The following is a 22,798-nucleotide window of genomic DNA, read 5'->3' as shown; positions in this document are numbered from 1 at the left end:
ATGGAGCCGACCCCCTTCACCGGCATCGGCCTGGGCCTGCGGCGTCCCCACATGGAGGCCGTGGCCCGGGATCCGGGGCTGGGGGTCCCGTTCTGGGAGACCTGCCCCGAGAACCTCATCGGGGAAGGGGGCCGCCACCACCGGTGGGCCATGGCGGTGCTGGAACGGGACGCGGTCCTCACCCACGGCCTCGCGATCTCCCTGGGGGGCTTCGATACCTGGGACAAGGACTACCTGTTGGAACTGGGCAAGTTCCTGACGCGGACCGGCACCCCCTGGCATTCCGAGCACCTGTGTTTCACCAGCGTTGACGGCAGCTGCCTTCACGACCTGCTCCCCCTGCCCTTCACCCGGGAGGCGGCGCGGCACACCATCCGCCGGGCCCGGGACCTGCAGGCGCGCCTGCCGGTGCCCCTGATCCTCGAGAACATCACCTACTACGCCCCCCTGGGCCGGGGGGAGATGGACGAGGCCCAGTTCATCGCCGAGGTGCTGGAAGGCGCTGACGCGGGCTGGCTCCTGGACATCAACAACGTCTACGTCAACGCCCTGAACTTCGGGTTCGACCCCCGGGAATGGCTGGCCTCCATGCCCCTGCACCGGGTGGTCCAGATGCACATCGCCGGGCACCGGAAGATCGGGGACCTGACGGTGGACACCCACGGCGCCCCGGTCATCGGGCCGGTGGCCGAGCTCATGCGCTGGACCCTCCAGCGCATCGGCAGGCGGGTCCCCGTGCTGCTGGAACGGGACAGCCACATCCCGGAGCTGGCCGAGCTCCTGGCGGAGCGCGAGGCGCTCCAGGCCGTCTACGACGAGGCCCTGGGGCCGGTCCATGCCTGAGTCCCGGACCCTGCACCTCCAGCGTTCCCTGGCGGCCCTCGTGCTGGACGCCGTCCCCCCCTCCGGCGAGCCCTTCGACGGCCTGCGGGAGGGGCTCCTGGCCTACCGGGACCTGGCCCGGCCGAGCCTGGTGGACCCCCTGGAGACCATGTTCCCCGTCACCCTGGCCCTGCTCGAGGAGGAGCACGCATGGACACCCTGCGTGGACGCCTTCCTCGAGGCCCGCTGCGTCCCCAGCCAGCACCACCGGGACATCGCGCCGGCCTTCCTGGGCTGGCTGGCGCGCACCGGCTGGGGCCTGGACCGCTGGCCCTTCCTGCAGGAGCTCGTCCACTGGGAGCTCCTGGAGACCCTCGTGTACCGCTTCGAGGACCTGCCCGCCCCGGAGGGCCTCGCCCCCTCGCCCGGACCCGGGTCCCGGGTGGTGCTGGATGCAGCCACGCGGCTGGTGTCGTACGCCCACGCCGTGCACCTCGCCTCGGAGGCGGCTCCCCGCCCGGAGCCGGGAACCGTCCACCTCCTCGCCTATCGCGACCGCGAGGGCCTCTTCGAGACCCTGGAACTGACCCCGGCCACGGCCTACCTGCTCACGGAGGGCGCCTCCCGGCCCCTGGGGGAGGTGCTCGAGGAGCTGGGCATCGCGGACACCGGGCCTTCCGTGGCGTTCCTGGAGGATTTGCGCGAGACGGGCGCCATCGCGGGGTTTACCCTAGCGGGACGATGACAGGGACTCCCCCGACCGAAGCGCAGCTCATCCGACTGGCCTCCCAGGGCGATTCGGACGCCTTCGGCGACCTCGTGCGGCCCCACCTGAGCCTCTTCCACAACGGCATCAACCGCATCCTGGGCAACGTCTCGGACACCCAGGACGCCCTGCAGGACGCGCTCATCGGCATCTTCCGGGACCTGCCCGGCTTCGAGGGCCGCAGCCGATTCTCCAGCTGGGCCTACAAGGTGTGCATCAATTCCGCCCTCATGCACCGCCGCACCCGGAGCCGGAACCCCGAACCCGCCGACTTCCCCGGCCTGGGTCCTTTCGACCGGGACGGCCACCACCAGGAGCGGCACGGCCCGGAGTGGCACGTGGAGGCCGAGGCCCACGGCCTGGTGGAGAAGCGGGAGCTCCGCGAATGCCTCCTGGCCGCCCTGGACGACCTCCCCGACGGCCACCGGGACGTCTTCGTCCTCAAGGACCTCGAGGACTGGGAGACCTCCGACATCGCCCGCCACCTCGGGCTGGAACCCGCCGCGGTGCGCCAGCGCCTGCACCGCGCCCGCGTCCTGGTCCAGTCCCGCCTTCGAACCTTCGTCCAGGGAGGCCGCCCGTGAAGCTCATGCCCACCTGCCGCGAGGTCCAGACCCTGGCCACCGAGTACCGGGAAGGATCCCTTCCCTTCACCCAGCGCCTGGGCATCGCCGTCCATCTGGCCCTGTGCTGGGCCTGCAGGGCTTTCCTGAGAGGCTTGGAGGCCTTGCCGGGCATCGCGAGGAAGGCCCTGAAGCCGGAGCCCGACGCGCCGCCGGAGGCCCTGGACGCGCTGGCGGGGGCGCTGAAGGAGATCAGGCGTTAGCTATTCGTACCTCAGCGCATCGATCACATCCAGCCGTGAGGCCTTCAGCGCCGGGAGAAATCCCGCCAGCACCCCCACCGTCCCGCTGAAGCCCAGGCCCAGCGCCACGGCCCAGGTCTCCATCACCGCGGGGGTCGTGGTCGCGCTGCGCAGGATCCAGAGGGTCGCGCCGGCCAGGGCGATGCCGATGGCCCCGCCCAGGATGGACATCACCACGGCCTCCGTGAGGAACTGCAGCAGGATCGTGCGCCGCAGGGCCCCGATGGCGCGCCGGACGCCGATCTCCCGGGTGCGCTCGGTGACCGACACCAGCATGATGTTGGAGATGCCGATGCCGCCCACCACCAGGGAGATGGCGGCCGCCAGGGCCAGGAAGAGGGTCAGCACATCGGCCTGCTGGCTCATCATCTTCACCAGGTCGTCCTGCTTGCGGATCGTGAAGGGGGACTCGTCCTTCTCGGCCACGCGCAGGCGCTGCCGGAGCAGGGCCCTGATCTCGTTCTCGGCGAGCTGGGCCCGGCCCTCCTGCGCGCTCACCAGGAGGTTGGAGATCCGGTCCCGGCCCATGAGTTTGTGCATCACGGTGGAATAGGGTGCGACGATGACGTCGTCCTGGTCCCCCATCATGCCGGCGCCCTTGGACTCCAGGAGGCCGACGATCTCGAAGGGGAGCTTGCCGATGCGGATGACCTGGCCGATGGGATCCTCCCCGCCGGGGAAGAGGTTCTTGACGACGGTGGTGCCCACCACGCACACCTTGGCCTGGCTCTTCACCTCGCCCTTCGTGAAGACCCGGCCGTCCCGGACCGTCCAGCCCTGGATGCGCGCGAAGCCTTCCCCTGCGCCCTGGATGCTGGTGAGGTAGTTGAAGCTCTGGAAGACCGCGGCCTGGGAGGTCCTCACCTGCGGGGTGGCGGCCACCACGCTGGTGGCGCAGAGCTCCTGCTCGATGAGGGCGGCGTCCTCCTCCCGGAGCACCTCCACGCCCCCCGCGGCCATGGGCCCCATGCGGCTGTTGGCGGAACTCCCGCCGTTGAAGATGATGAGCGTGTTGGATCCCATGTTCTGGATGACGGCCAGGGTGGCCTCCTTGGAGCCCGTGCCGATGCCGATCATCACGATGACGGACCCCACGCCGATGATGATCCCCAGCATGGTGAGGATGGCCCGGGAAAGGTTGCGGGTGAGGGATGCCAGGGCCAGGCGGAAGAGCTCGCGGATGTCCATGACGGCCTCAGCGGGGAGGAGGGCCGCCCGGGCCGCCCAGGGGCGAGGCCTTGGCGGGCGTGGCGGCGGCGGTCTCGGTGCCGGCGAGGATCGTCAGCCCCTCCCGGACGCCCTCCCCGGACACTTCGGAGAACTGGCTGCCGCTGGTGCCGACCTTCACGGGGATCGCCCTGGGGGCGCCGTTCTCCAGCACCCAGACCTTGTCTCCCCTGGGCGCGGGCTGCCCTCCCGGATTGAAGCGCAGGGCCGCGTTGGGCACCCGCAGCACGTTCCTGCGGTCCGCGGTGAGGATGGACACGTTGGCCGTCATGCCCGGGAATAGCGCCATCTCGCCGCGGTAGACGGGGCTTCCGGCGGGGGCGTAGCGCGCCGTGGCGGAGGCCTTCGAGGTCTGTCCCGCGGCGGCGGGGCGGGGCACGTTGGCCACCTCCATCACCACGGAGTAGGTGACCACGTTGCTCGATACCGTGGGGTTGAGCTGCACTTCGCTCACGGAGCCCCGGAAGGCCATGCCCGGGTAGCTGTCCACGGTGAAGGTCGCCTCCTGCCCCGTCCGGATCGACCCGATGTCGGCCTCGTCGATGGCCGCGGTCACCTTCATGCGGGAGAGGTCGTTGGCGATGGAGAAGAGGCTGGGCGTGCTGAAGCTGGCCGCCACCGTCTGCCCCACGTCCACCACGCGGGACACCACCACCCCGTCCACCGGCGCCGTGATGGTGCAGTAGGCGAGGTTGATGCGCGCCTTGCGCACCGAGGCCTGGGCGGACTCCAGGTTGCCCAGGGCGGTCTCATAGGCGTTGACCTTGGCGTCCAGGTCGGCGGTGGACAGGAGCTTCTCCGCGGCCAGGCGCCTGTTCCGCTCCAGGTCGTCCTTCGCCAGGACGCAGGCGGACTTCGCCTTGCGCAGGCTCGCCAGGGCGTCGGCCACCAGGGTCTCGTTCACGGTGGCGTCGATGCGGGCCACGACCTGGCCCTTCTTCACGATGCTGTTGAAGTCCGCGTAGAGGCTGGTCACCACGCCCGACACCTGGGTGCCCACGGACACCTGGGTCAGGGCGTTCACGGTACCCGTGGCCGTCACCTTCCGGCTCACGTCCCCCACTTCCACCTTGGCGAACCGCCACTGCGCCTGGGGCTTGGGCCTGATGGCCACCCAGGCGGCGCAGCCCGCCAGGGCGAAGGCGACGGGGATTCCCAGAAGGACGGCAGGTCTCATGGCGGATTCCAAGGAGCAGGCGGGTCAAGATCCAGCTTCCTGAGGATAGACGGGCCAGGCCCGCCGCCGTTCAGACCTGCCGCCGGATCGAAGGCATTCGCCGCCGGGCGTCGATCCTGCGCCGGTGAATGCCCGCCCTTCCGGAATGCGGGGACCGTCCGCTCAGAACTTGGCGAATTCCGGATCCTCCTTGAGGGGGAGGCGAGGCGCTACGTGGGCGTTCCTGGGCGGAGGCGGGGTGCGCACCGGGGCCTTCCGGGGCCGCGGGGCGTCCTCGAGATGGAAGAAGGCGATGGTCGACTGCATTTCCAGGGCCTGGGCGTTCACCTCCTCGGAGGTGGACGCCAGCTCCTCGGAGGCCGCGGCATTCTGCGCCACGGCCGTACTGATCTGACCGATGGCCTGGCTGATCTGGGTTATGGCGCCGTTGATCTGGACGACCCCCGTGTTCTGTTCCGACGAGGCGGCGGCGATCTCCAGCACCAGGTCGGAGGTCTTCTGGATGGACGGCACGATGGTCGCCAGGAGGGCTCCGGCCCGCTCCGCCAGGACCACGCTCCCGGAGGCCAGTTCGCCGATCTCCGCGGCGGCCTCCTGGCTGCGCTCCGCCAGCTTGCGCACCTCCGCCGCCACCACCGCGAAGCCCTTGCCGTGCTCACCCGCGCGGCCCGCCTCGATGGCCGCGTTCAAGGCCAGCAGGTTCGTCTGGTAGGCGATGTCGTCGATGATGGCGATCTTCTTGGCGATGAGTTTCATGGCCCCAACGGTCTCCTGGACGGCCTGGCCCCCTTCGACCGTTTCCCGGGAGGTCCGGATGGCGATATCCCCGGTCACCTTGGCGTTTTCATTGTTCTGGGAAATGGAGGCGCTCATTTCCTCCATGGAGGCGCTGGTCTGCTCCAAGGACGAGCTGGTTTCCTCCACGCTGGAGGCCTGTTCGCTGGCTCCCTGGCTCAGCGACTGCGCGGTGGCGCTCAGCTGGTCCGAGGCCCCCACCATGGACGCGGAGGCTTCCTGGATCCGGGCCACGACCTCCGAAAGCTTCTTCACCATGTCCCGGATGGAGGCCATCATGCTGTCCCCATCCCCGGGTACGGTCGCCACCTCCATGGTCAGATCCCCGATGGCGACCCGCCGGGCAATGGCCGCGGCGTCTGCCGGTTCCCCGCCCACTTGCTTCTTGATGTGCCGGGCCACGAGGAACCCGATGCCCAACGCGGCCGCGAAACCCGCCAGGACGATCAGGCCGGTCTGGATCCGGAGGCTGGAGACCACCGCGGCGCTCTGCTGGTGGGTGCTTTCCGCATCCCGGATGTTGAGGTCCTGGATCCGGGTCAGGGCGGCGTCCAGGGCATGGGTCTTGGGCCGGACCTCCGCGAAAAGGTACTGCCGCGCGTCCTCGAGCCTGCCGGAATCGACCATGGCGAGGTAGCGCCCCACCCCGTCCTCGTACGCCGGCCAGGCCGCGTCAAAGGCGCTCCAGAGGGCCACCTCCTCGGGCACCATCCGGGTGGCCCTTTCCTTGGCCACCATGTCGAACAGCTCCTTCCGGGCCTTCTCCATGGAGGCCCTCGCCTCCCGCCGCCGTTCCGCGTCCGGCGCGACGAAATAGATGTTCGCCACCCGGGCGAACATGATGAAGGAGCTTCGCGCTTCGCCCACGTATTTCAGGGACATGAGGTTGTTGTCGAACATGTCCTTCATCATCCCGTCCACCTTGCCGGTGTTGGACATGCCCAGGAGGCCCACCGTGACGGAAACCAGAGCGACCAACGAAAAGGCGAGCATCAGCTGTGTAGCCAGTTTCAATGATTTATACCATTCCATGGCTCAGCCCTCCCGAGGCGCCTTCAGGTACAGACCCACGCCACGCCCGCACGCAAAAAGCGTGCAGGCAGTCCTTGGCACCGGGCTCTGATTAGATGCCCAGGGCGGCTCCTTGTGCCATCGCCTCCCTCCTTAATAGGCCTTGTCGTGCACCCCCGCCACGGCCCGCCCCGACGGGTCGGCCCGGTCCTTGAACGAGGGGTCCCACGCCAGGGCCGCCGCTGTGGAGCAGGCCACGCTGGCCTCGAAGGGCACGCAGTTCACGGCGGTGGCCATGGGGAAGTGGGACTCGAAGAGCTGGCGGTAGAGGTAGGCCTCCTTGGTGAGCGGTGTCTTCACGGGGAAGCGCTCCCCGGCCCCGCGCATCATGCCGTCGGTGATCTCGGCCTCGGCATGGGCCTTGAGGGCGTTGATCCAGCCGTAGCCCACCCCGTCGGAGAACTGCTCCTTCTGGCGCCACAGCACCTCGTCGGGGAGCCAGCCGTCGAAGGCCTCGCGCAGGAGGTGCTTCTCGATGTTGCGGGGGGTGTTGCGGGGGATCTTGAGGGAGGGGTCGAGGTTCATGGCCACGTCCAGGAACTCCCGGTCCAGGAAGGGGACCCGGGCCTCCACGCTCCAGGCGGCGGCGGACTTGTTGGCCCGGAGGCAGTCGTAGAGGTGGAGCTTCGAGAGCTTGTTCACCGTCTCCTCGTGCAGGGCGGGCCCCGAGGGGGCCTTGTGGAAGTAGAGGTAGCCCCCGAAGATCTCGTCGGCGCCCTCCCCGCTCAGGACCATCTTGATGCCCATGGCGCGGATCTTCCGCATCATGAGGAACATGGGGGTGGAGGCCCGGATGGTGGTGATGTCGAAGGTCTCCAGGTGGTAGACGACGTCCGACAGCGCGTCGATGCCCTCCTGGATGGTGAAGTGGATCTCGTGGTGGATGGCGCCGATGTGCTCGGCGACCTTGCGCGCGGGCGCCAGGTCCGGGGCGTCCTTGAGGCCCACCGCGAAGGAGTGGATGCGGGGCCACCAGGCCGGGCCGCGGTCGTCCTCCTCGACCCGGTTCTCCCGGTAGCGCGCGGCGATGGCCGCGATGATGGAGGAGTCCACGCCGCCCGAGATGAGGAGGCCGTAGGGCACGTCGCACATGAGCTGCCGGTGCACGGCGTCGGTGAGGGCCTTGCGCAGCGCCAGGGCGTCGTAGGGCCTGGACGGGACGAAGCCGGGCTCCGCCCACTTCGGCTCGTAGTACCGCTGGAACCCCTTCTCCTTCTCGTGCCCCTGGTAGAAGCACCCCGCCGGGAACTCCTGGATGCGCTCGCAGTGGCCCGTCAGGGCCTTGAGTTCGGAGGCCACGTAGAGGTTCTCCTGGCGGTCCCAGCCCAGGTAGAGGGGCACGACGCCGATGGGGTCCCGGGCGATGAGGTAGCTGCCGTTGCGGGGATCGTAGAGCACGAACGCGAAGATCCCGTTCATGGCGTTGAGGAACTTCTTCGGGGATTCCTCGTCGTAGAGGTAGAGGATCACCTCGCAGTCGGACTTCGTCTGGAAGTCGTGGCGCTCCCGGAGCCCCCTCTGGAGGTCCTTGTGGTTGTAGATCTCCCCGTTGACCGTGAGGAGGTTGCCGGTGAGCGTGTCCACCAGGGGCTGGGCGCCGTGCTCCACGTCCACGATGGAGAGCCGCTCATGGGCGAGGATGGCGTGGTCGTCGCTGTAGATGCCGCTCCAGTCGGGCCCCCGGTGTCTGAGCTTCCGGGCCATGGAGAGGGCCTGCCTGCGGAGCTCGCCGGAATTGGAACGGGTCGGGTCGATGTCGAGAATGGCCAGGATGCCGCACATGGGAGGTCCTTTCGGGGAGATAAAAAAAAGCCCCACGCGTGAACGTGGGGCGGAAGCGAGGACGATCCGGTCAGATCACCAACTCCACCCCGGGGGCGGATTGATATTGGCGAAGTTGACGGACGCGAAAGTCATGGTGGAAGTATTGGGCATGGGGCATCCCGGGTCAAGCCAGGAAGAAGCGGTAGGCCGGATTGTCCTTCTCGTCCGTCCATTCGTACCCCAGCTCCCCCAGGAAGGTCCAGAAGGCGCCCTCGTCCTCCCGCGGCACCTCCATGCCCGCGAGCACCCGGCCCACGTCGGCGCCGTGGTTGCGGTAGTGGAAGAGCGTGATGTTCCAGCCCTGGCTCATGCGCGTCAGGAAGCGCAGCAGAGCGCCGGGGCGCTCGGGGAACTCGAACCGGTACACCCGCTCCAGCTCCGGGTTGGGCGTGAAGCCCCAGGCCAGGTGGCGCAGGTGGAGCTTGGCCAGCTCGTTGTCGGTGAGGTCCACCGCCACGAGTCCGTTGGCGTGGAAGAGCGCCATGAGCGCGTCCACCTCCCCGCGGCCCGACACCTGGATCCCCACGAAGATCCGCGCGCTGGACGCGTCCGAGTAGCGGTAGTTGAACTCCGTGATGGAGCGGTTCCCGATGAGCTCGCAGAAGGCCCGGAAGCTGCCGGGGCGCTCGGGGATGACCACCGCGAACAGGGCCTCCCGCTGTTCCCCGGACCCCGCCCGTTCCGCCACGAAGCGGAGCCGGTCGAAGTTGAGGTTCGCCCCGCTGAGGATGGCCGCCAGGTCCAGGCCCTTCCTGCCCTCCGACCACTTCCGCAGGCCCGCCACCGACAGGGCGCCGCTGGGTTCCAGCACGGTGCGGTTCTCGGAGAAGACGTCCTTGATGGCCGCGCAGATCTCGTCCGTGCCCACCCGCACCACCTCGTCGACGGTGTTGCGGCACAGGCGGAAGGGGAGCTCCCCCACCTGGCGCACCGCCACGCCGTCCGCGAAGATCCCGGCGTGGTCGAGCTTCACGGGCCGGCCCGCGGCCAGGGCCCGGGCCAGGCAGTCGGAGTCCGCGGGCTCGACGCCGATGACGCGGATGGCGGGCATGAGCCGCTTGATGCAGGTGGCCACGCCGGCGATGAGCCCGCCCCCGCCCACCGGGACGAACACCGCGTCCAGGCCCCGGGGCCGCTGGCGGAGCAGTTCCAGACCGACCGTGCCCTGCCCGGCGATGACGTCCGGGTCGTCGTAGGGGTGGATGGGCGTCAGCCCCTCCTCCGCCAGGCGCCGGGCCTCGGCGGCGGCCTCGTCGAAGGAGTCGCCGTGGAGCCGCACCTCCCCGCCCAGGCGCCGCACCGCGTCCACCTTGATGGCAGGGGTCGTCAGGGGCATGACGATGACCGCCCTGCAGCCCAGCCTCTTCGCCGCCAGGGCCACGCCCTGGGCGTGGTTCCCCGCCGAGGCCGCCACCACGCCCCGGGCGAGCTCGTCCGTCCCGAGCTTCGCCATCTTGGCGTAGGCTCCCCGCAGCTTGAAGGAGAAGACGGGCTGCAGGTCCTCGCGCTTGAACCAGACCCGGTTGCCCAGGGCGGCGGAAAGGAGCGGGGCGGCCTCCAGGGGGGACTCCACGGCCACGTCGTACACGGGCGCGGTGAGCATGCCGTTGAAGACCGCCAGACCCTCCGGATCTAGGCTGCCCTGCATTTGAACCTCCGGGCCGTCTGGTCGAGGAAGTCGCCGGCCAGGGGCGAGGCGCCCCGGGTGCGGCGCCAGGCCACCCGGATGTCACGGCCGATGGACTGGGACTTCATGCGCGGCGCGACGAGGCTGCCGTCCTTCAGCTCCCGCTCAAGACAGAGCCGGGGCAGGATGGCGATGCCGGCGCCGGCGGCGACGAAGCGCTTGATGGACTCGAGGCTGGGCAGCTCCATGGCGACCCGGAGCGCGACCCCTTCCTGTCCGAACTGGTAGTCCAGGCGCTTGCGGCTGGGCGAGGCGGCCGAGTGGGCCAGGAAGGCCTCCCCCGCCATCTGCTGGAAGCTCACCTGGCTGAAGCGCGCGAAGGGGTGCTGCGGGGGCACCGCCAGCACCAGGTCGTCCCGGAAGAGGGCCTGGGTCTCCAGGTCCCGGTGGCTGGGCGCATAGGAGAGGAAGCCGAAATCCAGGTCCTGGTCCAGGAGGGCCGTGGGGATCCCGGAGGCCGGACACTGCACCAGCTCGATCTTGGCGTGCGGGTGGTCCAGACGGAAGCCCTCGATGAGGGACGGCAGGAGGTAGTCGCACAGGAGCCCGTTGGCCGCAAGGCGGAGCACCCCGCGCTTGCCGTTGCGGCGCTCCGCCATGGTCTTGACCGCCCCGTCCCACAGGTGGAGCATGCGCCCGGCGTAGGACACCAGCGCCGAGCCGGCCCCCGTGAGCACCGCGCGCCGGGAGGTGCGGTCCAGGAGCTGCACCTCGAAGGTCTCCTCCAGGCGCCGGATGGCCTGGCTCACGGCGGGCTGGGAGCGGTTGAGCTTCTCGGCGACGCGGGAGAAGCTCCCCTCCTCGGCGAGGCACACCAGGATCTCGAGATCGGACAGGTTCATGGAGGACTCCAGAACGAAAAAGCCCCGCGACCTTTGGGGTGCGGGGCGGAAGGGGTGAACTGGTTCTGCTGGCTAGATGGCCCCCGCCCCGTGGTCAATAATTACGACCACCGACAGGTTGCTAAGGGCGAGGACGGTCCCGAGCGCGCGGACGCCGGCCAAACCGGCGTGGCCGGCGGCGGGGGCGAAGGTGCGGGACATGGTCATCATTGATTTCAACTAGAAACAGGGTGCAATGGCGATGTCAAGGGTTCCGTGCAGGGAGCGATTTGAAATCTGATATATTAGATATCAGCTTTCCTCTGGAGTCCCCCATGCCCGGTTCCCTTCCCTGCGCGGAGCGCCGCAACCGCCTCAAGGCGCAGATTCCCTCGGGCATCCTGCTCCTCCTCGGCAACGAGGAGAGCCCCATGAACTACGCCGACAACGCCTTCCCGTTCCGGCAGGACAGCACCTTCCTCTATTTCACGGGCGTGGACCGCCCGGGCTTCGCGGCCATCCTGGACCTGGACGAGGACCGCGCCACCCTGTTCGGGGACGACTGCACCCTGGACGACATCGTGTGGATGGGGCCCCAACCCCTGGTGCGGGACCTCGCCGACGCCGCCGGCATCGCCTTCACCGCCCCCGCAGCGGCCCTGAAGGAGCACCTCTGCCGGGCCCAGGCCTCCGGGCGTCCCGTGCACATCCTGCCTCCCTACCGGGCCGAACACCACCTGCGCCTCCTCGAGGGCCTGGGCCCCCGCGCCCCCCAGCCCTCGGCGGCCTTCATCCGCGCCGTGGCGGAACTGCGCATCCGGAAGTCCCCCGCCGAGGTCGAGGAGATCGAACGCGCCGTGGACACCTCGGTGCGCATGCACCTGGAGGCCATGGCCATGGCCCGCCCCGGCATGCGGGAGGCCGAGATCATGGGCCGCGTCACCGACATCGCCCTGGCCGCCGGCGGCGGGCTCTCCTTCCCCGTCATCGCCACCGTCCGGGGCGGCGTGCTGCACAACCACCACTACGGCAACACCCTGGAGAGCGGCCAGCTCTTCCTCCTGGACGCGGGCGCGGAGACGGCGGGCCACTACGCCGGGGACCTGTCCAGCACCTTCCCCGTGGACCGCGCGTTCACCGCGCGCCAGCGGGACATCCACGACCTGGTCCTCGGGGCCTTCCTGGCCGCGGAGGGGGCGCTGCGCCCGGGCATCGACTTCAGGGAGGTCCATCTCCTGGCCTGCCGGACCCTCGCGGCCGGCCTCAAGGACCTGGGACTGATGAAGGGAGACGTCGAGGACGCCGTGGACCAGGGGGCCCACGCCCTCTTCTTCCCCTGCGGGCTGGGGCACCTCATGGGCCTGGACGTGCACGACATGGAGAATCTGGGCGAAACCCTGGTGGGCTACGAGGGCCGGCCCCGCAGCACCCAGTTCGGCCTGAAGTCCCTGCGCCTGGCCCGGGAGCTCCAGGAGGGCTTCGTCCTCACGGTGGAGCCCGGCATCTACTTCATGCCCGAGCTGACGGAGCGCTGGCGCGCCGAGGGCCGCTTCAGGGACTTCATCGACTACGGCGCCCTGGAGGCCTACGCGGGCTTCGGCGGCCTGCGCATCGAGGAGGACTTCCTGGTGACCGCCACCGGAGCCCGCCGCCTGGGCCCGCCCAAGCCCCGCACCGCCCTCGAGATCGAAGCGGCCCGGGGGTGACCATGGCCATCGTCGCGAAGTCCCTGCGGGAACAGGTCTACGACCACCTGAAGGCCGAGCTCAAGTCGGGCGCGCTGACCAGCTCGGCCTTCCTGGACCTCAACCGCCTCGCCGCGGAACTGGGGGTGAGCCGGACCCCGCTGCGGGACGCCCTTATCCAGCTCGAGGCCGAGGAGTTCGTCACCATCTCCCCCCGCCGGGGGGTATCGGTGCGGGCCCTGGACGCCACGGACATCAAGGAGATCTACCAGCTGGTGGGGGCCCTGGAAGCCAGCGCCGTGCTGGCCTCGGCGCCCCTGGGCCCCGGGGACCTCGCCCGGCTCCGGGAGCTGGACCGGCTGGCCACCGCGGCCGTGGAAGCCGGGGACTGGCACGCCTACTACGCCCACAACTACGCGTTCCACGACTTCTTCCTGGAGCGCCAGGGGAACCGGCGCATCACCGCCCTGGTCCACCTGAAGAAGCAGCAGCTCTACGACTGGAGCCGGAAGTTCGAGCGGATCCACACCAGCTGGGAGAACAGCGGCCTGCGGGAGCACGAGGAGATGGTCGACCTCCTGGAAAAGGGCCGGTTCGAGGACGCGGCGGCCTACCTCCGGGACGTGCACTGGGGCTTCAAGGTGCAGGAGGCCTTCGTCAACCAGGTCTACTTCCAGGAGCGCGCGTGAAGGGACGGGTCTTCAACATCCAGCGTTTCTCCCTCCACGACGGCCCGGGCCTGCGCACCACCGTGTTCATGAAAGGCTGCCCCCTGGACTGCGCCTGGTGCCACAACCCCGAGAGCCAGTCCCCCTGCCGGGAGGCGGTGCTCCAGGAGGGCCTGTGCATCCGGTGCGGCACCTGCGGCCCCTTCCCGGAGGACGCCAAGGCCGAAGCCTGCCCCACCGGCGCGCGCCGCATGCTGGGCCGGGACGTGGAGGTGGAGGAGCTGGTGGAGGAGGTGCTGCGGGACCGCATCTTCTTCGACGAGTCCGGCGGGGGCGTCACATTCTCGGGCGGCGAGCCCCTGCTCCAGGCCGCGTTCGTGGGGGCGGCCCTGGCCGCGCTGCGGGCCCGGGGCGTGCATACGGCCCTGGACACCTGCGGCCTGCCCGCAGGGCGCCTGCAGGAGACCGCCGCGCTGGCCGACCTCGTCCTCTTCGACCTCAAGCACATGGACGGCCCGCGCCACCTGCACTGGACGGGCGTGGACAACGCGGAGATCCTCACGGCGCTCGAGGCCCTGGGCAGGACCCACCCGAACCTCCGGGTCCGCGTGCCGGTGGTCCCGGGGGTCAACGACGACGACGCGAACATGGACGCCACGGCCCGCTTCGTGGCCACCCTTCCCGGCGCGCAGGTGGACCTCCTGCCCTACCACGCCACCGGTTCGGCGAAGTTCGCGCGCCTGGGCAGGCACTACGCCCTGGACGGCCTCCGGCCCCCCGCGCCGGAGCGCATGGAGGAGCTGGCGCAGCGCTTCAGGAACCATGGAATCAAGGTCGGAGGTCAGTCATGAACGAACGCACCGCCCGTCTCCGCCAGGAAAGCCTGGAGGCCGTCCCCTCCCTGAGCCCCGAACGGGCGCAGCTGGTCACCGCCTTCTACCGTGAGCACCTGGGCAAGCACGCCGTCCCGGTCATGCGGGCCCTGGCCTTCCAGCACCTCTGCCGGCACAAGACGGTGTGGATCGGCGACGGGGAACTGATCGTGGGCGAGCGCGGACCGCGCCCCAAGGCCGTGCCCACCTTCCCCGAACTCACCTGCCATTCCGTGGAGGACCTGCGAATCCTGGACTCCCGGCCCATGACCCGCTACCGCGTGGACGCGGCCATGGTCGAGGCCTACGAGCGGGACGTCATCCCCTACTGGCGGGACCGGAGCCTGCGGGACCAGATCTGGGCCCTGCTGCCGCCGGAGTGGCTCGAGGCCTACGACGCGGGGGTCTTCACGGAGTTCATGGAGCAGCGGGCGCCGGGGCACACCGTCCTGGACGGCAAGATCTACACCCGGGGCCTGCGGGATTTCCAGGAGGACATCCGGCGCAGCGACGCGGCCCTGGATTTCGAAAGGGACCCCGAGGCCGGCGACAAGCGCGCCGAGCTGGAGGCCATGCGCATCTCCTGCGACGCCCTGATCCTCCTTGCGGAGCGTCACGCGCAGGAAGCGGAACGCCAGGCCCTGGCGTGCGGCCCGGCTCGACGGGAGGAGCTGCTGCGCATCGCCGCGGTGTGCCGGCGGGTGCCGGCCCAGGCGCCGCGGGATTTCCAGGAGGCGCTGCAGTACTACTGGTTCTGCCACCAGGGCGTCATCACCGAGCTCAACGGCTGGGACGCCTTCAGCCCCGGGCACCTGGACCAGCACCTCCTGCCCTTCTACCGGGCCGGACTGAAGGACGCCACCCTCACCCGGGAGGCGGCGCGGGAGCTGCTGGAGTGCTTCTTCGTGAAGTTCAACAACCACACCGCGCCCCCCAAGGTGGGCGTCACGGCGGCCGAGAGCGGCACCTACACCGATTTCGCCAACCTGAACCTTGCCGGGCTCCTGCCGGACGGCAGCGACGGCAGCAACGAGCTCACGGAGCTCCTGCTGGAGATCGTCGAGGAGATGCACCTCCTCCAGCCCAGCAGCAACGTGCAGGTCTCCCGCAAGACCCCCGACGCCGTGCTCAGGCGCGCGCTGCGGGTGATCCGCAACGGCTACGGATTCCCTTCGCTGTTCAACGCGGACGCGGTGGTGGAGGAGCAGCTGCGCCAGGGCAAGTCCCTGGAGGACGCCCGGGAGGGCGGGTGCTCCGGGTGCGTGGAGGTGGGCGCCTTCGGCAAGGAGGCCTACATCCTCACCGGCTACTTCAACCTGCCCAAGATGCTCGAGCTGGCCCTCCACGACGGCGTGGACGCCCGCACCGGAAAGCCCCTGGGGCCGCGCACGGGAACGCCCGCCACCTTCGAGGAGGCCATGGCCGCCTTCGAGGCCCAGACCCGCCATTTCCTGGACATCAAGATCCGCGGCAACCAGCTCATCGAGCGCCTCTACGCCACGCGCATGCCCGCGCCCTTCCTGTCCGTGCTCACCGACGACTGCATCAAGCGGGGCCAGGACTACAACGCGGGCGGCGCCCGGTACAACAACACCTTCATCCAGGCCGTGGGCATCGGCACCGTCACCGACAGCCTTGCCGCCATCAAGGCCCTGGGCCCGTCCGCGCTGCCGGAACTCGTCGCGGCCCTGGACGCGGATTTCGCCGGCAGCGAGGTCCTGCGCCAGCGCCTCCTCCACAAGGCCCCGAAGTACGGCAACGACGACCCGGCGGCGGACGACGTCATGGTGCGGGTCTTCCGGTTCCTCTTCCACGCCGTGGACGGCCGCCCCAACGGCAAGGGCGGCGCCTACCGCCTGGAGATGCTGCCCACCACCTGCCACGTGTACTTCGGCCAGGTGTGCCAGGCGTCGGCCGACGGCAGGAAGGCCGGGAAGCCCGTCTCCGAGGGCATCTCCCCCGTGCAGGGCGCGGACCGGTCCGGCCCCACCGCCGTCCTGCGCTCCGCCGGGAAGATGGACCACGTGAAGACCGGCGGCACCCTCCTCAACATGAAGTTCACGCCGGGCCTCCTGGCCGGGGAGGACGGCATCGACCGCCTCCTCCATCTGGTGCGCGGCTACTTCAAGATGGACGGCCACCACGTCCAGTTCAACGTGGTCACCGCCGCCACCCTGAAGGAGGCCCAGGCCGACCCGGGCGGCCACCGGGACCTCATCGTGCGGGTGGCGGGATACTCGGACTACTTCTGCGACCTGTCACGGGAACTGCAGAACGAGATCATCCACCGGACTGAGCACCAGGAATTCTAGCCCGTCACCCATTTCCGGAACCTTGGCAGCACCACGTCCGGCGCGAACCGGGCCTGGCAGGCGTTCAGCGCCCTAAGGCGCATCTGGTCGGCCTCGGCGTCGCTGCTGCGGAACACGGTGCACAGGGTCTCGGCCAGCGCCACCGGGGCGTGGGGCGGGACGCACCAGCCGTAGCGGCCGCCTCCCAGGATCTCCTCGGGACCGCCGTGGTCGGGGCCGATGAGGAGGAGGCCCGCCGCGGCGGCCTCAGGGTAGACCATGCCGAACGGCTCGTCCCAGGGCACCAGGGCGAAGACGTCGCAGGACTGGCGGAGCGCCCTCAGTTCGGCGTCGGAGAGGAAGCCGTGGAAGGTCACCGCGTCGTCCAGTTCCAGCTCCTTCACCAGGGCCTGGAGGCTCTCCAGGGCCTCGCCCTTGCCCACCACGTGGAGCCTGGCCTGGGAGCCCAGGTGGGGCCTGGCCAGCCGGAAGCCGCGGATCACGGTGTCGACGTTCTTCATGAGCTCGAGGCGGGTCTGGACCAGCACCTGGAGCCCGTCCCGGTTGATCCCGGACCGGTGCGGCAGGGGGTCCATGGGCACCACGGGGTAGTGCACCTCCGCCGGGCGTCCTCCGTAGGCCGCGGCCACGCTGGCGCGGGTGTACGAGCTGTTGGCGGCGATGCCGTCCAGCTTGGCGATCCCGGCCTGGTCGAATTCAACGCCGCGCCGCCAGTCCCACTTGTTCTCCCGTTCCCGGGACAGGTGGCGGTCCATGCCCCGGGCCAGCTCCGGGTGGCCGGAAAGGAGGCCCTTGGCGTTGGCCTCGGTGAGGAACCGGTTGGTCTGGCGGGGGTAGAGTCCCCGGGGGGGTTCGTGGCAGAACCAGAGCTTCCGGGCGTCCACGGCGCAGGCGCCGAGCATGGCGGGGGAGGGATGGTTGTGGGCCAGCACCACGTCGGGGGCCAGCGTCCGGAGCAGGGCCGCCACCCGCTTGGTCCGGTGCCGGAGCATGGCGTTCCGGTCCAGGGCGAAGGGCAGGTCGGTCCAATGGTGCCTGGGCACCAGGTGCACCGGGATCTCCTCCAGGGGGCCCTTCCAGTGGACCGGGTCGTAGGCGAAGGTGACCACCTGCACGTCGACCCCCGCCCTGACGAGATCCTGGGCCTGCACCAGGGCCAGGATCTCCGCCCCGCCCCGCGCCAGGAACCCTCTGTGCAGAATCACAAGCCGCATGCACCATCTCCAGTCGATTTCCAATGTGGCACGGCCGCGTGCTGCCCTTTGACGCCACCGCCGAACGTCGAATCCGCAGGGGCGAACGGGGCCCGGCGAGGGCCGGGGGTTCGCTCCGGGAATGCGCGGATTCGCATCCAGGATAACTTCCCGGCCCTTCGCGTCCAACGATCTTCGGAAGGATCTTCCGGAAGACCTGGAAAAAACAGCGGGATCCGCGTCAGGTGCGCGGCAGCTCCATCACGGCGCCGCGGCTGGCGCTGGTCACCAGGTGGGCGTACCGGCCCAGCCAGCCCCGGGTGATCTTGGGCGCGGGGCGGACCCACTGCGCGCGCCGGCGCTCCATTTCGTCCGCGTCCACCACGATGTCCAGGGTGCGGGCCGGGATGTCGATGCGGACCCGGTCCCCGGTGCGCACCAGGGCGATGGGGCCGCCCTCCATGGCCTCGGGGCTCACGTGGCCGATGCAGAGGCCCGCCGTGCCGCCCGAGAAGCGCCCGTCGGTGATCAGCGCCACCGACGTTCCCAGCCCCTGCCCCTTGATCATGGCCGTGGGCGAGAGCATCTCCGGCATGCCCGGGCCCCCGCGGGGCCCCTCGTAGCGGATGATCACAGCGTGGCCGGGCTTCACCTGGCGCAGCATCAGGGCCGCCAGGCACTCGTCCTGGCTCTCGAAGACCAGGGCCTCCCCCTCGAACACGAGGCACGCGGGATCAACGCCGGCGCTCTTCACGATGCTGCCCTGGGGCGCGATGTTGCCGAAGAGCACCGCCAGCCCCCCGTCCACGGAGTAGGGATCCTCCAGCGTCCGGATCACCGCCGGGTCCTTGATGGAGGCGGAGGCGATGGTCTGGCCCAGGGTCCGGCCCGTCACCGTGGGCGCCTCCAGGTTCAGGAGCCCCGGGCGGCGGGACAGCTCCTTGAGGATGGCGCTGATCCCCCCGGCCCGGTCCACGTCCTGGATGTGCACGTGGGACACCGAGGGCGAGACCTTGCAGATGCAGGGGGTCACCGCCGAGATCTCGTTGAGCCTGGCGAGGGGGAAGTCCACGCCCGCCTCGTGGGCGATGGCCAGGCCGTGAAGCACGGTGTTGGTGGAGCCGCCCATGGCCATGTCCAGGGCGAAGGCGTTGTGGAGCGAGGCCGCCGTCACCAGGTCCCTGGGCTTCAGGTCCCGGTCCAGCAGGTCGAAGATCTGCAGGGCCGCCGCCTTGGCCAGGAAGGGGCGGCGCGGGTCCACCGCGGGGATGGTGCCGTTGCCCGGCAGCGCCAGCCCGATGGCCTCCAGGAGGCAGTTCATGGAATTGGCCGTGAACATCCCCGAGCAGGAGCCGCAGGTGGGGCAGGCGCTGGCCTCGATGGCGTCCAGCTCCTTCTCCGTCATCTCGCCGCTCTGCACCTTGCCCACGCCCTCGAACACCGTGATCAGGTCGGACCGCGAACCGTCCGGCTTCTGGCCGGCCATCATGGGCCCGCCCGTGACGAAGATGGTGGGCACGTTCACCCGCAGCGCCCCCAGGACCATGCCCGGCGTGATCTTGTCGCAGTTCGAGATGCAGATGAGCGCGTCGAAGCAGTGGGCCATGGCCATGGTCTCCACCGCGTCCGCGATGAGCTCCCGGCTGGGCAGGGAGTACCGCATGCCCAGGTGTCCCATGGCGATGCCGTCGTCCACGGCGATGGTGTTGAACTCGAAGGGCACGCCCCCCGCCTCCCGCACGGCCTCCTTCACCACCTTGGCGAACTCGTGCAGGTGGGTGTGCCCCGGCACGATGTCGGTGTAGGAGTTCGAGATCCCGATGAACGGCTTGGCGAAGTCCTCGTCCTTGAGCCCCGCGGCCCGCAGGAGGCTGCGGTGCCCGGCGCGTTCGATGCCCTTTTTCACGGTGTCGGATCGCATGGAAGGCTCCCTGGCTTCATCCTATCGCCTTATGGGGGGAGGATCGGATCACCCGTGGATACCCTAATGGACCTAATTGTTTTCCGAATGCAGGATCAAACTGGAATTCTCAATTAATCCACGCCAGGATTGACAATAACCCATGCCCGCCGGAGCATACTGGAACCGAAAGGTGGTGAAATGGCCTTGCCTGGAAACCCGGACGTTCCCGATGCCCACCGGACTGCGTCGCGGCCGGGGATCGATCGCCATCGCCCGAGCAGGTTGGCACGGTCCCTTTCCAAGGAGGAAATCCTCGGAGAAATCGTTCCCGACCTTACGAGGAGGATCATCGATGCCGTCCATCCTTCACGGGTGATCCTTTTCGGCTCCGCGGCCCGTGGGAAGATGGGTCCCCATAGCGATCTGGATGTGCTGGTGGTGGTCGCAAACGACGTCGACCAGAACCGGGCCTCCAAGGACATCTACCGGAGCCTGCGCGGGCTCGGAATGGCCTCTGATGTCCTGGTCATCAGCGAATGCGACCTTGAGATCCATGGCCAGGACCCTTGGCTGGTCTATCATTTCGCGCTTTCCGAAGGCAAGGAATTGTACCGTGCCGAAGTCCAGGCCTAGGCCGAGCCACGGCACCGCAGAAGAATGGATGGCCAGGGCCTTCAGTTCCTTCGCCATGGCTGCACGGAGGCCGGAATTTCCGATTGCCATCGAGGATCTCTTTTACCAGGCACAACAGTCCGCTGAGAAGGCCCTAAAGGCAGTCTGCAGGCATCGGCAACTGGATTCCGGGTTCACCCATGACCTCGGTGAACTGACCGACTTTCTTGATGAAAACGGAGTCACGATTCCTCCAGAAGTCGACAACGCCGCCATTCTGACCCGGTATGCCGTACAGACTCGCTACCCGGGCTTATACCCTGCCCTCACCCACGACGACTGGGTGGAAGCCATCGACCTTGCCAAGGACGTGGTTCGCTGGGCCTCGGGCCTCACCGGGTTCACTCCAGGGGTGGACCTGGATGACCTGGTGACAGGTTCCCCTCCTCAGCCCGGATAGCACCCCGGCACCATGAGCCCGGCCGTCTCCGGCAGGCCCAGGGCCAGGTTCATGCACTGCACGGCCTGGGAGGCCATGCCTTTGCCCAGGTTGTCGATGGCGGTCATCACCACGCCGTTCCGGCCGTCCGACGCCGTCGCGACGTCGCAGAAGGCGCCGCCGGCCACGGCGCCCACCCGGGGGGAGCCGGTGACGATGCGCACGAAGGGGGCGTCCTGGAAGGCCTCGGCGGTCCGGGCGGCCAGGCCCTCCCCGGTGAGGCCCTGGGGAAGGCGGAACTGCAGGGACATGAAGATGCCCCGCACCATGGGCGCGCTCTGGGGCACGAAGGCCAGGTCGCCCTGGATGCCCAGCTCGGCCATGGCGGCGTTGACCTCGGCCATGTGCTGGTGGGCCAAGGGCTTGTAGGCGCGGAAATCCTGGGCGCGCAGGGGGTGGTGGGTGCCCTCCACGGGGGTGGCGCCGCTGCCGCTGGAGCCGGTGGCGCCGGTGGCGGCCAGGAAGCCCACGTCCAGGCCGCGCAGGGGCAGGAGGGCCAGCTCCAGGGCGGTGGCGAAGCAGCCCGCGCAGGCCACGCGCCGGGCGCCCTTTAGCGCGGCGCGGTTCCATTCGGGCTGGCCGTAGACGAAGCGGGGGCGGTGCTCCACGCCCCGGAAGTCGGTGCTCAGGTCCAGGAGGAGGACCTTGTCCGCGATGCCGGCCTTGTCCCAGGCGCGCTCCAGGCCGGGCAGCAGGGCCGCCAGCTCCCCGTGGGGCAGGGCCGAGAAGACCACGGGCTGTTCGCTGCCCGTGAACGAGGACCAGTCGATGGCCTCCTCCAGGACGCCGGGCACGATGCCGCGCAGGTTGGGATGCACGTCGCCGAAGGCCCGTCCCGCGTGGCGTGAGGTGCCGCGCAGGCTTGCGCATGCGGGGTGGCCCGAGAGCCACCGCAGCAGTTCCCCGCCCCCGTAGCCGGAGGCGCCCAGGATGGCGGCGTCGAGCTTCACGGCTTCACCTCCAGGGCGGCCCGCACCTTTTCCAGGACGAGCGCTCCCAGTTCCCTGGCCTGGGACCGGGCGTTGTGGGCCGGCAGGCCCAGGGTGGCCACGAAGCGGCCCCCCACGCGGTTGTCCGTGGCCGGGCCGGCCACCACGTCCACCTGGATGCCGTAGGCCTCCTTCAGGTTCCTGACGCCGCCCTCGACGCCGACGGGGTCGTTGGCGCACAGGACGTAGGCCACGCCCCACTTGCGCAGGGCCTCGTCCTCCAGGATGGCCTGGACGCCGTACTCGCCCATGATGCCGTCGCCGGTCTCGGCGATGATCAGGTCCACGCCCCGGTCCGCCAGTTCCGTGAAGATGGCGCGGGCCGCGCCGGGCGCGGTGGCGGGGCCGGTGCAGGTGACGCCGGCGTCCGTGAAGTCCAGGATGGCCTCGGCGCCGTAGTCCTGCATGGCCAGGATGTCCCGCTGGAGGCTGACGCCGGTGAGCTTGGCGCCGCCGACCTTGTAGCCCGCCTGGGTGAAGGCGCGCACCAGGACGCAGGCGGCGAGGGTCTTGCCGGCGTTCATGCAGGTGCCGGCCACGTACACCACGGGCACGGGCGTGGCCAGGGGCTTGCCCTGCACCGCCTTCTCCTGGATGAACGCGGGCTGGCCCAGGCGGCTCCCGAACTGGGGGAAGCTGAGCACCTGGCCCAGCACCTCCACTTCGAAGGGGGCGCCCACTCCCGGGTTGCTGGAGACGCAGTGGCCCAGCACCCCGCCCAGGTTCAGGAGGTGGAGCCGGTCGCCGGGGGCGACCTTGGTGGGCAGCACGCCCTCGTAGCCCTGCAGCGCGTTGCGGTGGCCCAGGGCGCCCACGATGATGTCGCCGTCGTGGAGCACGCTCATGCGGCCGTGGACGTCCTCCAGCTCGTTGTAGACGGTCTTCTCGCCGCAGATGCGGCCGGCGATGACCGAGCCCTCCCGGGCCTCGACGGCCTCGCCCAGGGTGACCCAGCGGCCCAGGCCCAGGTTCCTCGTCACCGAGGCGATCTTGTCCAGGTGGATGCGCAT

The 22,798-nt window shown here is 69.6% G+C and carries 21 protein-coding genes; 10 read left to right on the top strand and 11 right to left on the bottom strand.

Going from position 1 to position 22,798, the window contains the following annotated elements:
• Genes RAH40_RS19940 through RAH40_RS19925 form a run of 4 tightly spaced genes read left to right on the top strand, consistent with a single transcriptional unit; the run spans nucleotide 1 to nucleotide 2,414 of the window.
• Nucleotides 1-843, top strand: a complete 843-nt coding sequence (locus RAH40_RS19940; RefSeq protein ID WP_306599382.1) for a DUF692 domain-containing protein — start codon at nucleotides 1-3, stop codon at nucleotides 841-843.
• Nucleotides 836-1,567 carry a putative DNA-binding domain-containing protein gene (locus RAH40_RS19935; protein ID WP_306599381.1) on the top strand — a complete coding sequence of 244 codons (732 nt, stop codon included), beginning with the start codon at nucleotides 836-838 and terminating at the stop codon, nucleotides 1,565-1,567. The genes RAH40_RS19940 and RAH40_RS19935 overlap by 8 nt, the downstream gene beginning before the upstream one ends.
• Nucleotides 1,564-2,172, top strand: coding sequence for an RNA polymerase sigma factor (locus RAH40_RS19930; protein ID WP_306599380.1), 609 nt, complete (start codon nucleotides 1,564-1,566; stop codon nucleotides 2,170-2,172). Before RAH40_RS19935 ends, RAH40_RS19930 begins: the two co-directional genes overlap by 4 nt.
• Nucleotides 2,169-2,414, top strand: coding sequence for a hypothetical protein (locus RAH40_RS19925; RefSeq protein ID WP_306599379.1), 246 nt, complete (start codon nucleotides 2,169-2,171; stop codon nucleotides 2,412-2,414). The genes RAH40_RS19930 and RAH40_RS19925 overlap by 4 nt, the downstream gene beginning before the upstream one ends.
• Here the strand turns inward: RAH40_RS19925 and RAH40_RS19920 are convergent, their stop codons facing one another.
• The 7 genes from RAH40_RS19920 to RAH40_RS19890 all read right to left on the bottom strand — a co-directional run bounded on the left by RAH40_RS19920 (nucleotide 2,415) and on the right by RAH40_RS19890 (nucleotide 11,283).
• On the bottom strand, nucleotides 2,415-3,641 hold the full coding sequence (locus RAH40_RS19920) for an ABC transporter permease (RefSeq protein ID WP_306599378.1): 1,227 nt from the start codon (nucleotides 3,639-3,641) through the stop codon (nucleotides 2,415-2,417).
• 7 nt (nucleotides 3,642-3,648) lie between these two features.
• Nucleotides 3,649-4,857: an efflux RND transporter periplasmic adaptor subunit gene (locus RAH40_RS19915; protein ID WP_306599377.1), complete on the bottom strand. Its 1,209-nt coding sequence runs from the start codon at nucleotides 4,855-4,857 to the stop codon at nucleotides 3,649-3,651.
• Between the two features lie 162 nt (nucleotides 4,858-5,019).
• The gene (locus RAH40_RS19910) at nucleotides 5,020-6,684 is read right to left on the bottom strand and encodes a methyl-accepting chemotaxis protein (protein WP_306599376.1); all 1,665 of its coding nucleotides are present in this window, start codon (nucleotides 6,682-6,684) and stop codon (nucleotides 5,020-5,022) included.
• A gap of 132 nt (nucleotides 6,685-6,816) precedes the next feature.
• Nucleotides 6,817-8,505 (bottom strand): asparagine synthase B, encoded by a 1,689-nt coding sequence (gene asnB, locus RAH40_RS19905; protein WP_306599375.1) that lies wholly within the window; start codon nucleotides 8,503-8,505, stop codon nucleotides 6,817-6,819.
• A 166-nt stretch (nucleotides 8,506-8,671) separates the two neighbouring features.
• Nucleotides 8,672-10,195, bottom strand: coding sequence for a threonine ammonia-lyase, biosynthetic (gene ilvA / locus RAH40_RS19900; protein WP_306599374.1), 1,524 nt, complete (start codon nucleotides 10,193-10,195; stop codon nucleotides 8,672-8,674).
• Nucleotides 10,180-11,076, bottom strand: a complete 897-nt coding sequence (locus tag RAH40_RS19895) for a LysR family transcriptional regulator (RefSeq protein ID WP_306599373.1) — start codon at nucleotides 11,074-11,076, stop codon at nucleotides 10,180-10,182. The genes ilvA and RAH40_RS19895 overlap by 16 nt, the downstream gene beginning before the upstream one ends.
• 72 nt (nucleotides 11,077-11,148) lie before the next feature.
• Nucleotides 11,149-11,283 carry a hypothetical protein gene (locus tag RAH40_RS19890; protein WP_306599372.1) on the bottom strand — a complete coding sequence of 45 codons (135 nt, stop codon included), beginning with the start codon at nucleotides 11,281-11,283 and terminating at the stop codon, nucleotides 11,149-11,151.
• 107 nt (nucleotides 11,284-11,390) lie between these two features.
• Here RAH40_RS19890 and RAH40_RS19885 point away from each other — a divergent pair, with 107 nt between their 5' ends.
• From RAH40_RS19885 to hypD, 4 genes are read left to right on the top strand one after another with little or no spacing between them, the layout of a single operon-like run.
• A complete protein-coding gene (locus RAH40_RS19885; RefSeq protein ID WP_306599371.1) occupies nucleotides 11,391-12,761 on the top strand; it encodes an aminopeptidase P family protein in 1,371 nt (456 codons plus the stop codon).
• A gap of 2 nt (nucleotides 12,762-12,763) precedes the next feature.
• The gene (locus RAH40_RS19880; protein WP_306599370.1) at nucleotides 12,764-13,429 is read left to right on the top strand and encodes a GntR family transcriptional regulator; all 666 of its coding nucleotides are present in this window, start codon (nucleotides 12,764-12,766) and stop codon (nucleotides 13,427-13,429) included.
• Entirely contained in the window at nucleotides 13,426-14,259 is an 834-nt protein-coding gene (locus tag RAH40_RS19875; RefSeq protein WP_306599369.1) for a glycyl-radical enzyme activating protein, read from the top strand. The genes RAH40_RS19880 and RAH40_RS19875 overlap by 4 nt, the downstream gene beginning before the upstream one ends.
• Nucleotides 14,256-16,592, top strand: coding sequence for a trans-4-hydroxy-L-proline dehydratase (gene hypD / locus RAH40_RS19870; RefSeq protein WP_306599368.1), 2,337 nt, complete (start codon nucleotides 14,256-14,258; stop codon nucleotides 16,590-16,592). Before RAH40_RS19875 ends, hypD begins: the two co-directional genes overlap by 4 nt.
• Here the strand turns inward: hypD and RAH40_RS19865 are convergent.
• Both RAH40_RS19865 and ilvD read right to left on the bottom strand, forming a co-directional pair.
• Nucleotides 16,589-17,806: a glycosyltransferase family 4 protein gene (locus RAH40_RS19865; RefSeq protein ID WP_306599367.1), complete on the bottom strand. Its 1,218-nt coding sequence runs from the start codon at nucleotides 17,804-17,806 to the stop codon at nucleotides 16,589-16,591. The genes hypD and RAH40_RS19865 overlap by 4 nt on opposite strands.
• Before the next feature lie 220 nt (nucleotides 17,807-18,026).
• The gene (gene ilvD / locus RAH40_RS19860; RefSeq protein WP_306599366.1) at nucleotides 18,027-19,706 is read right to left on the bottom strand and encodes a dihydroxy-acid dehydratase; all 1,680 of its coding nucleotides are present in this window, start codon (nucleotides 19,704-19,706) and stop codon (nucleotides 18,027-18,029) included.
• A 180-nt stretch (nucleotides 19,707-19,886) separates the two neighbouring features.
• On the opposite strand from ilvD, the gene RAH40_RS19855 reads away from it, so the two are divergent.
• Both RAH40_RS19855 and RAH40_RS19850 read left to right on the top strand, forming a co-directional pair.
• Nucleotides 19,887-20,321: a nucleotidyltransferase domain-containing protein gene (locus tag RAH40_RS19855; RefSeq protein ID WP_306599365.1), complete on the top strand. Its 435-nt coding sequence runs from the start codon at nucleotides 19,887-19,889 to the stop codon at nucleotides 20,319-20,321.
• A gap of 28 nt (nucleotides 20,322-20,349) precedes the next feature.
• The gene (locus RAH40_RS19850; RefSeq protein WP_306599364.1) at nucleotides 20,350-20,760 is read left to right on the top strand and encodes a HEPN domain-containing protein; all 411 of its coding nucleotides are present in this window, start codon (nucleotides 20,350-20,352) and stop codon (nucleotides 20,758-20,760) included.
• Here the strand turns inward: RAH40_RS19850 and argC are convergent.
• Together argC and RAH40_RS19840 are read right to left on the bottom strand one after the other, a co-directional pair.
• Nucleotides 20,748-21,749, bottom strand: a complete 1,002-nt coding sequence (argC, locus tag RAH40_RS19845) for an N-acetyl-gamma-glutamyl-phosphate reductase (RefSeq protein ID WP_306599363.1) — start codon at nucleotides 21,747-21,749, stop codon at nucleotides 20,748-20,750. The genes RAH40_RS19850 and argC overlap by 13 nt on opposite strands.
• A complete protein-coding gene (locus RAH40_RS19840; RefSeq protein ID WP_306599362.1) occupies nucleotides 21,746-22,798 on the bottom strand; it encodes a hypothetical protein in 1,053 nt (350 codons plus the stop codon). Before RAH40_RS19840 ends, argC begins: the two co-directional genes overlap by 4 nt.

The organism is Geothrix sp. 21YS21S-2 (assembly GCF_030846775.1).
Taxonomy (GTDB): domain Bacteria; phylum Acidobacteriota; class Holophagae; order Holophagales; family Holophagaceae; genus Mesoterricola.
The sequence above is the reverse complement of the archived record's forward strand: the minus strand, read 5'-3'. Positions and strand labels throughout refer to the sequence as shown.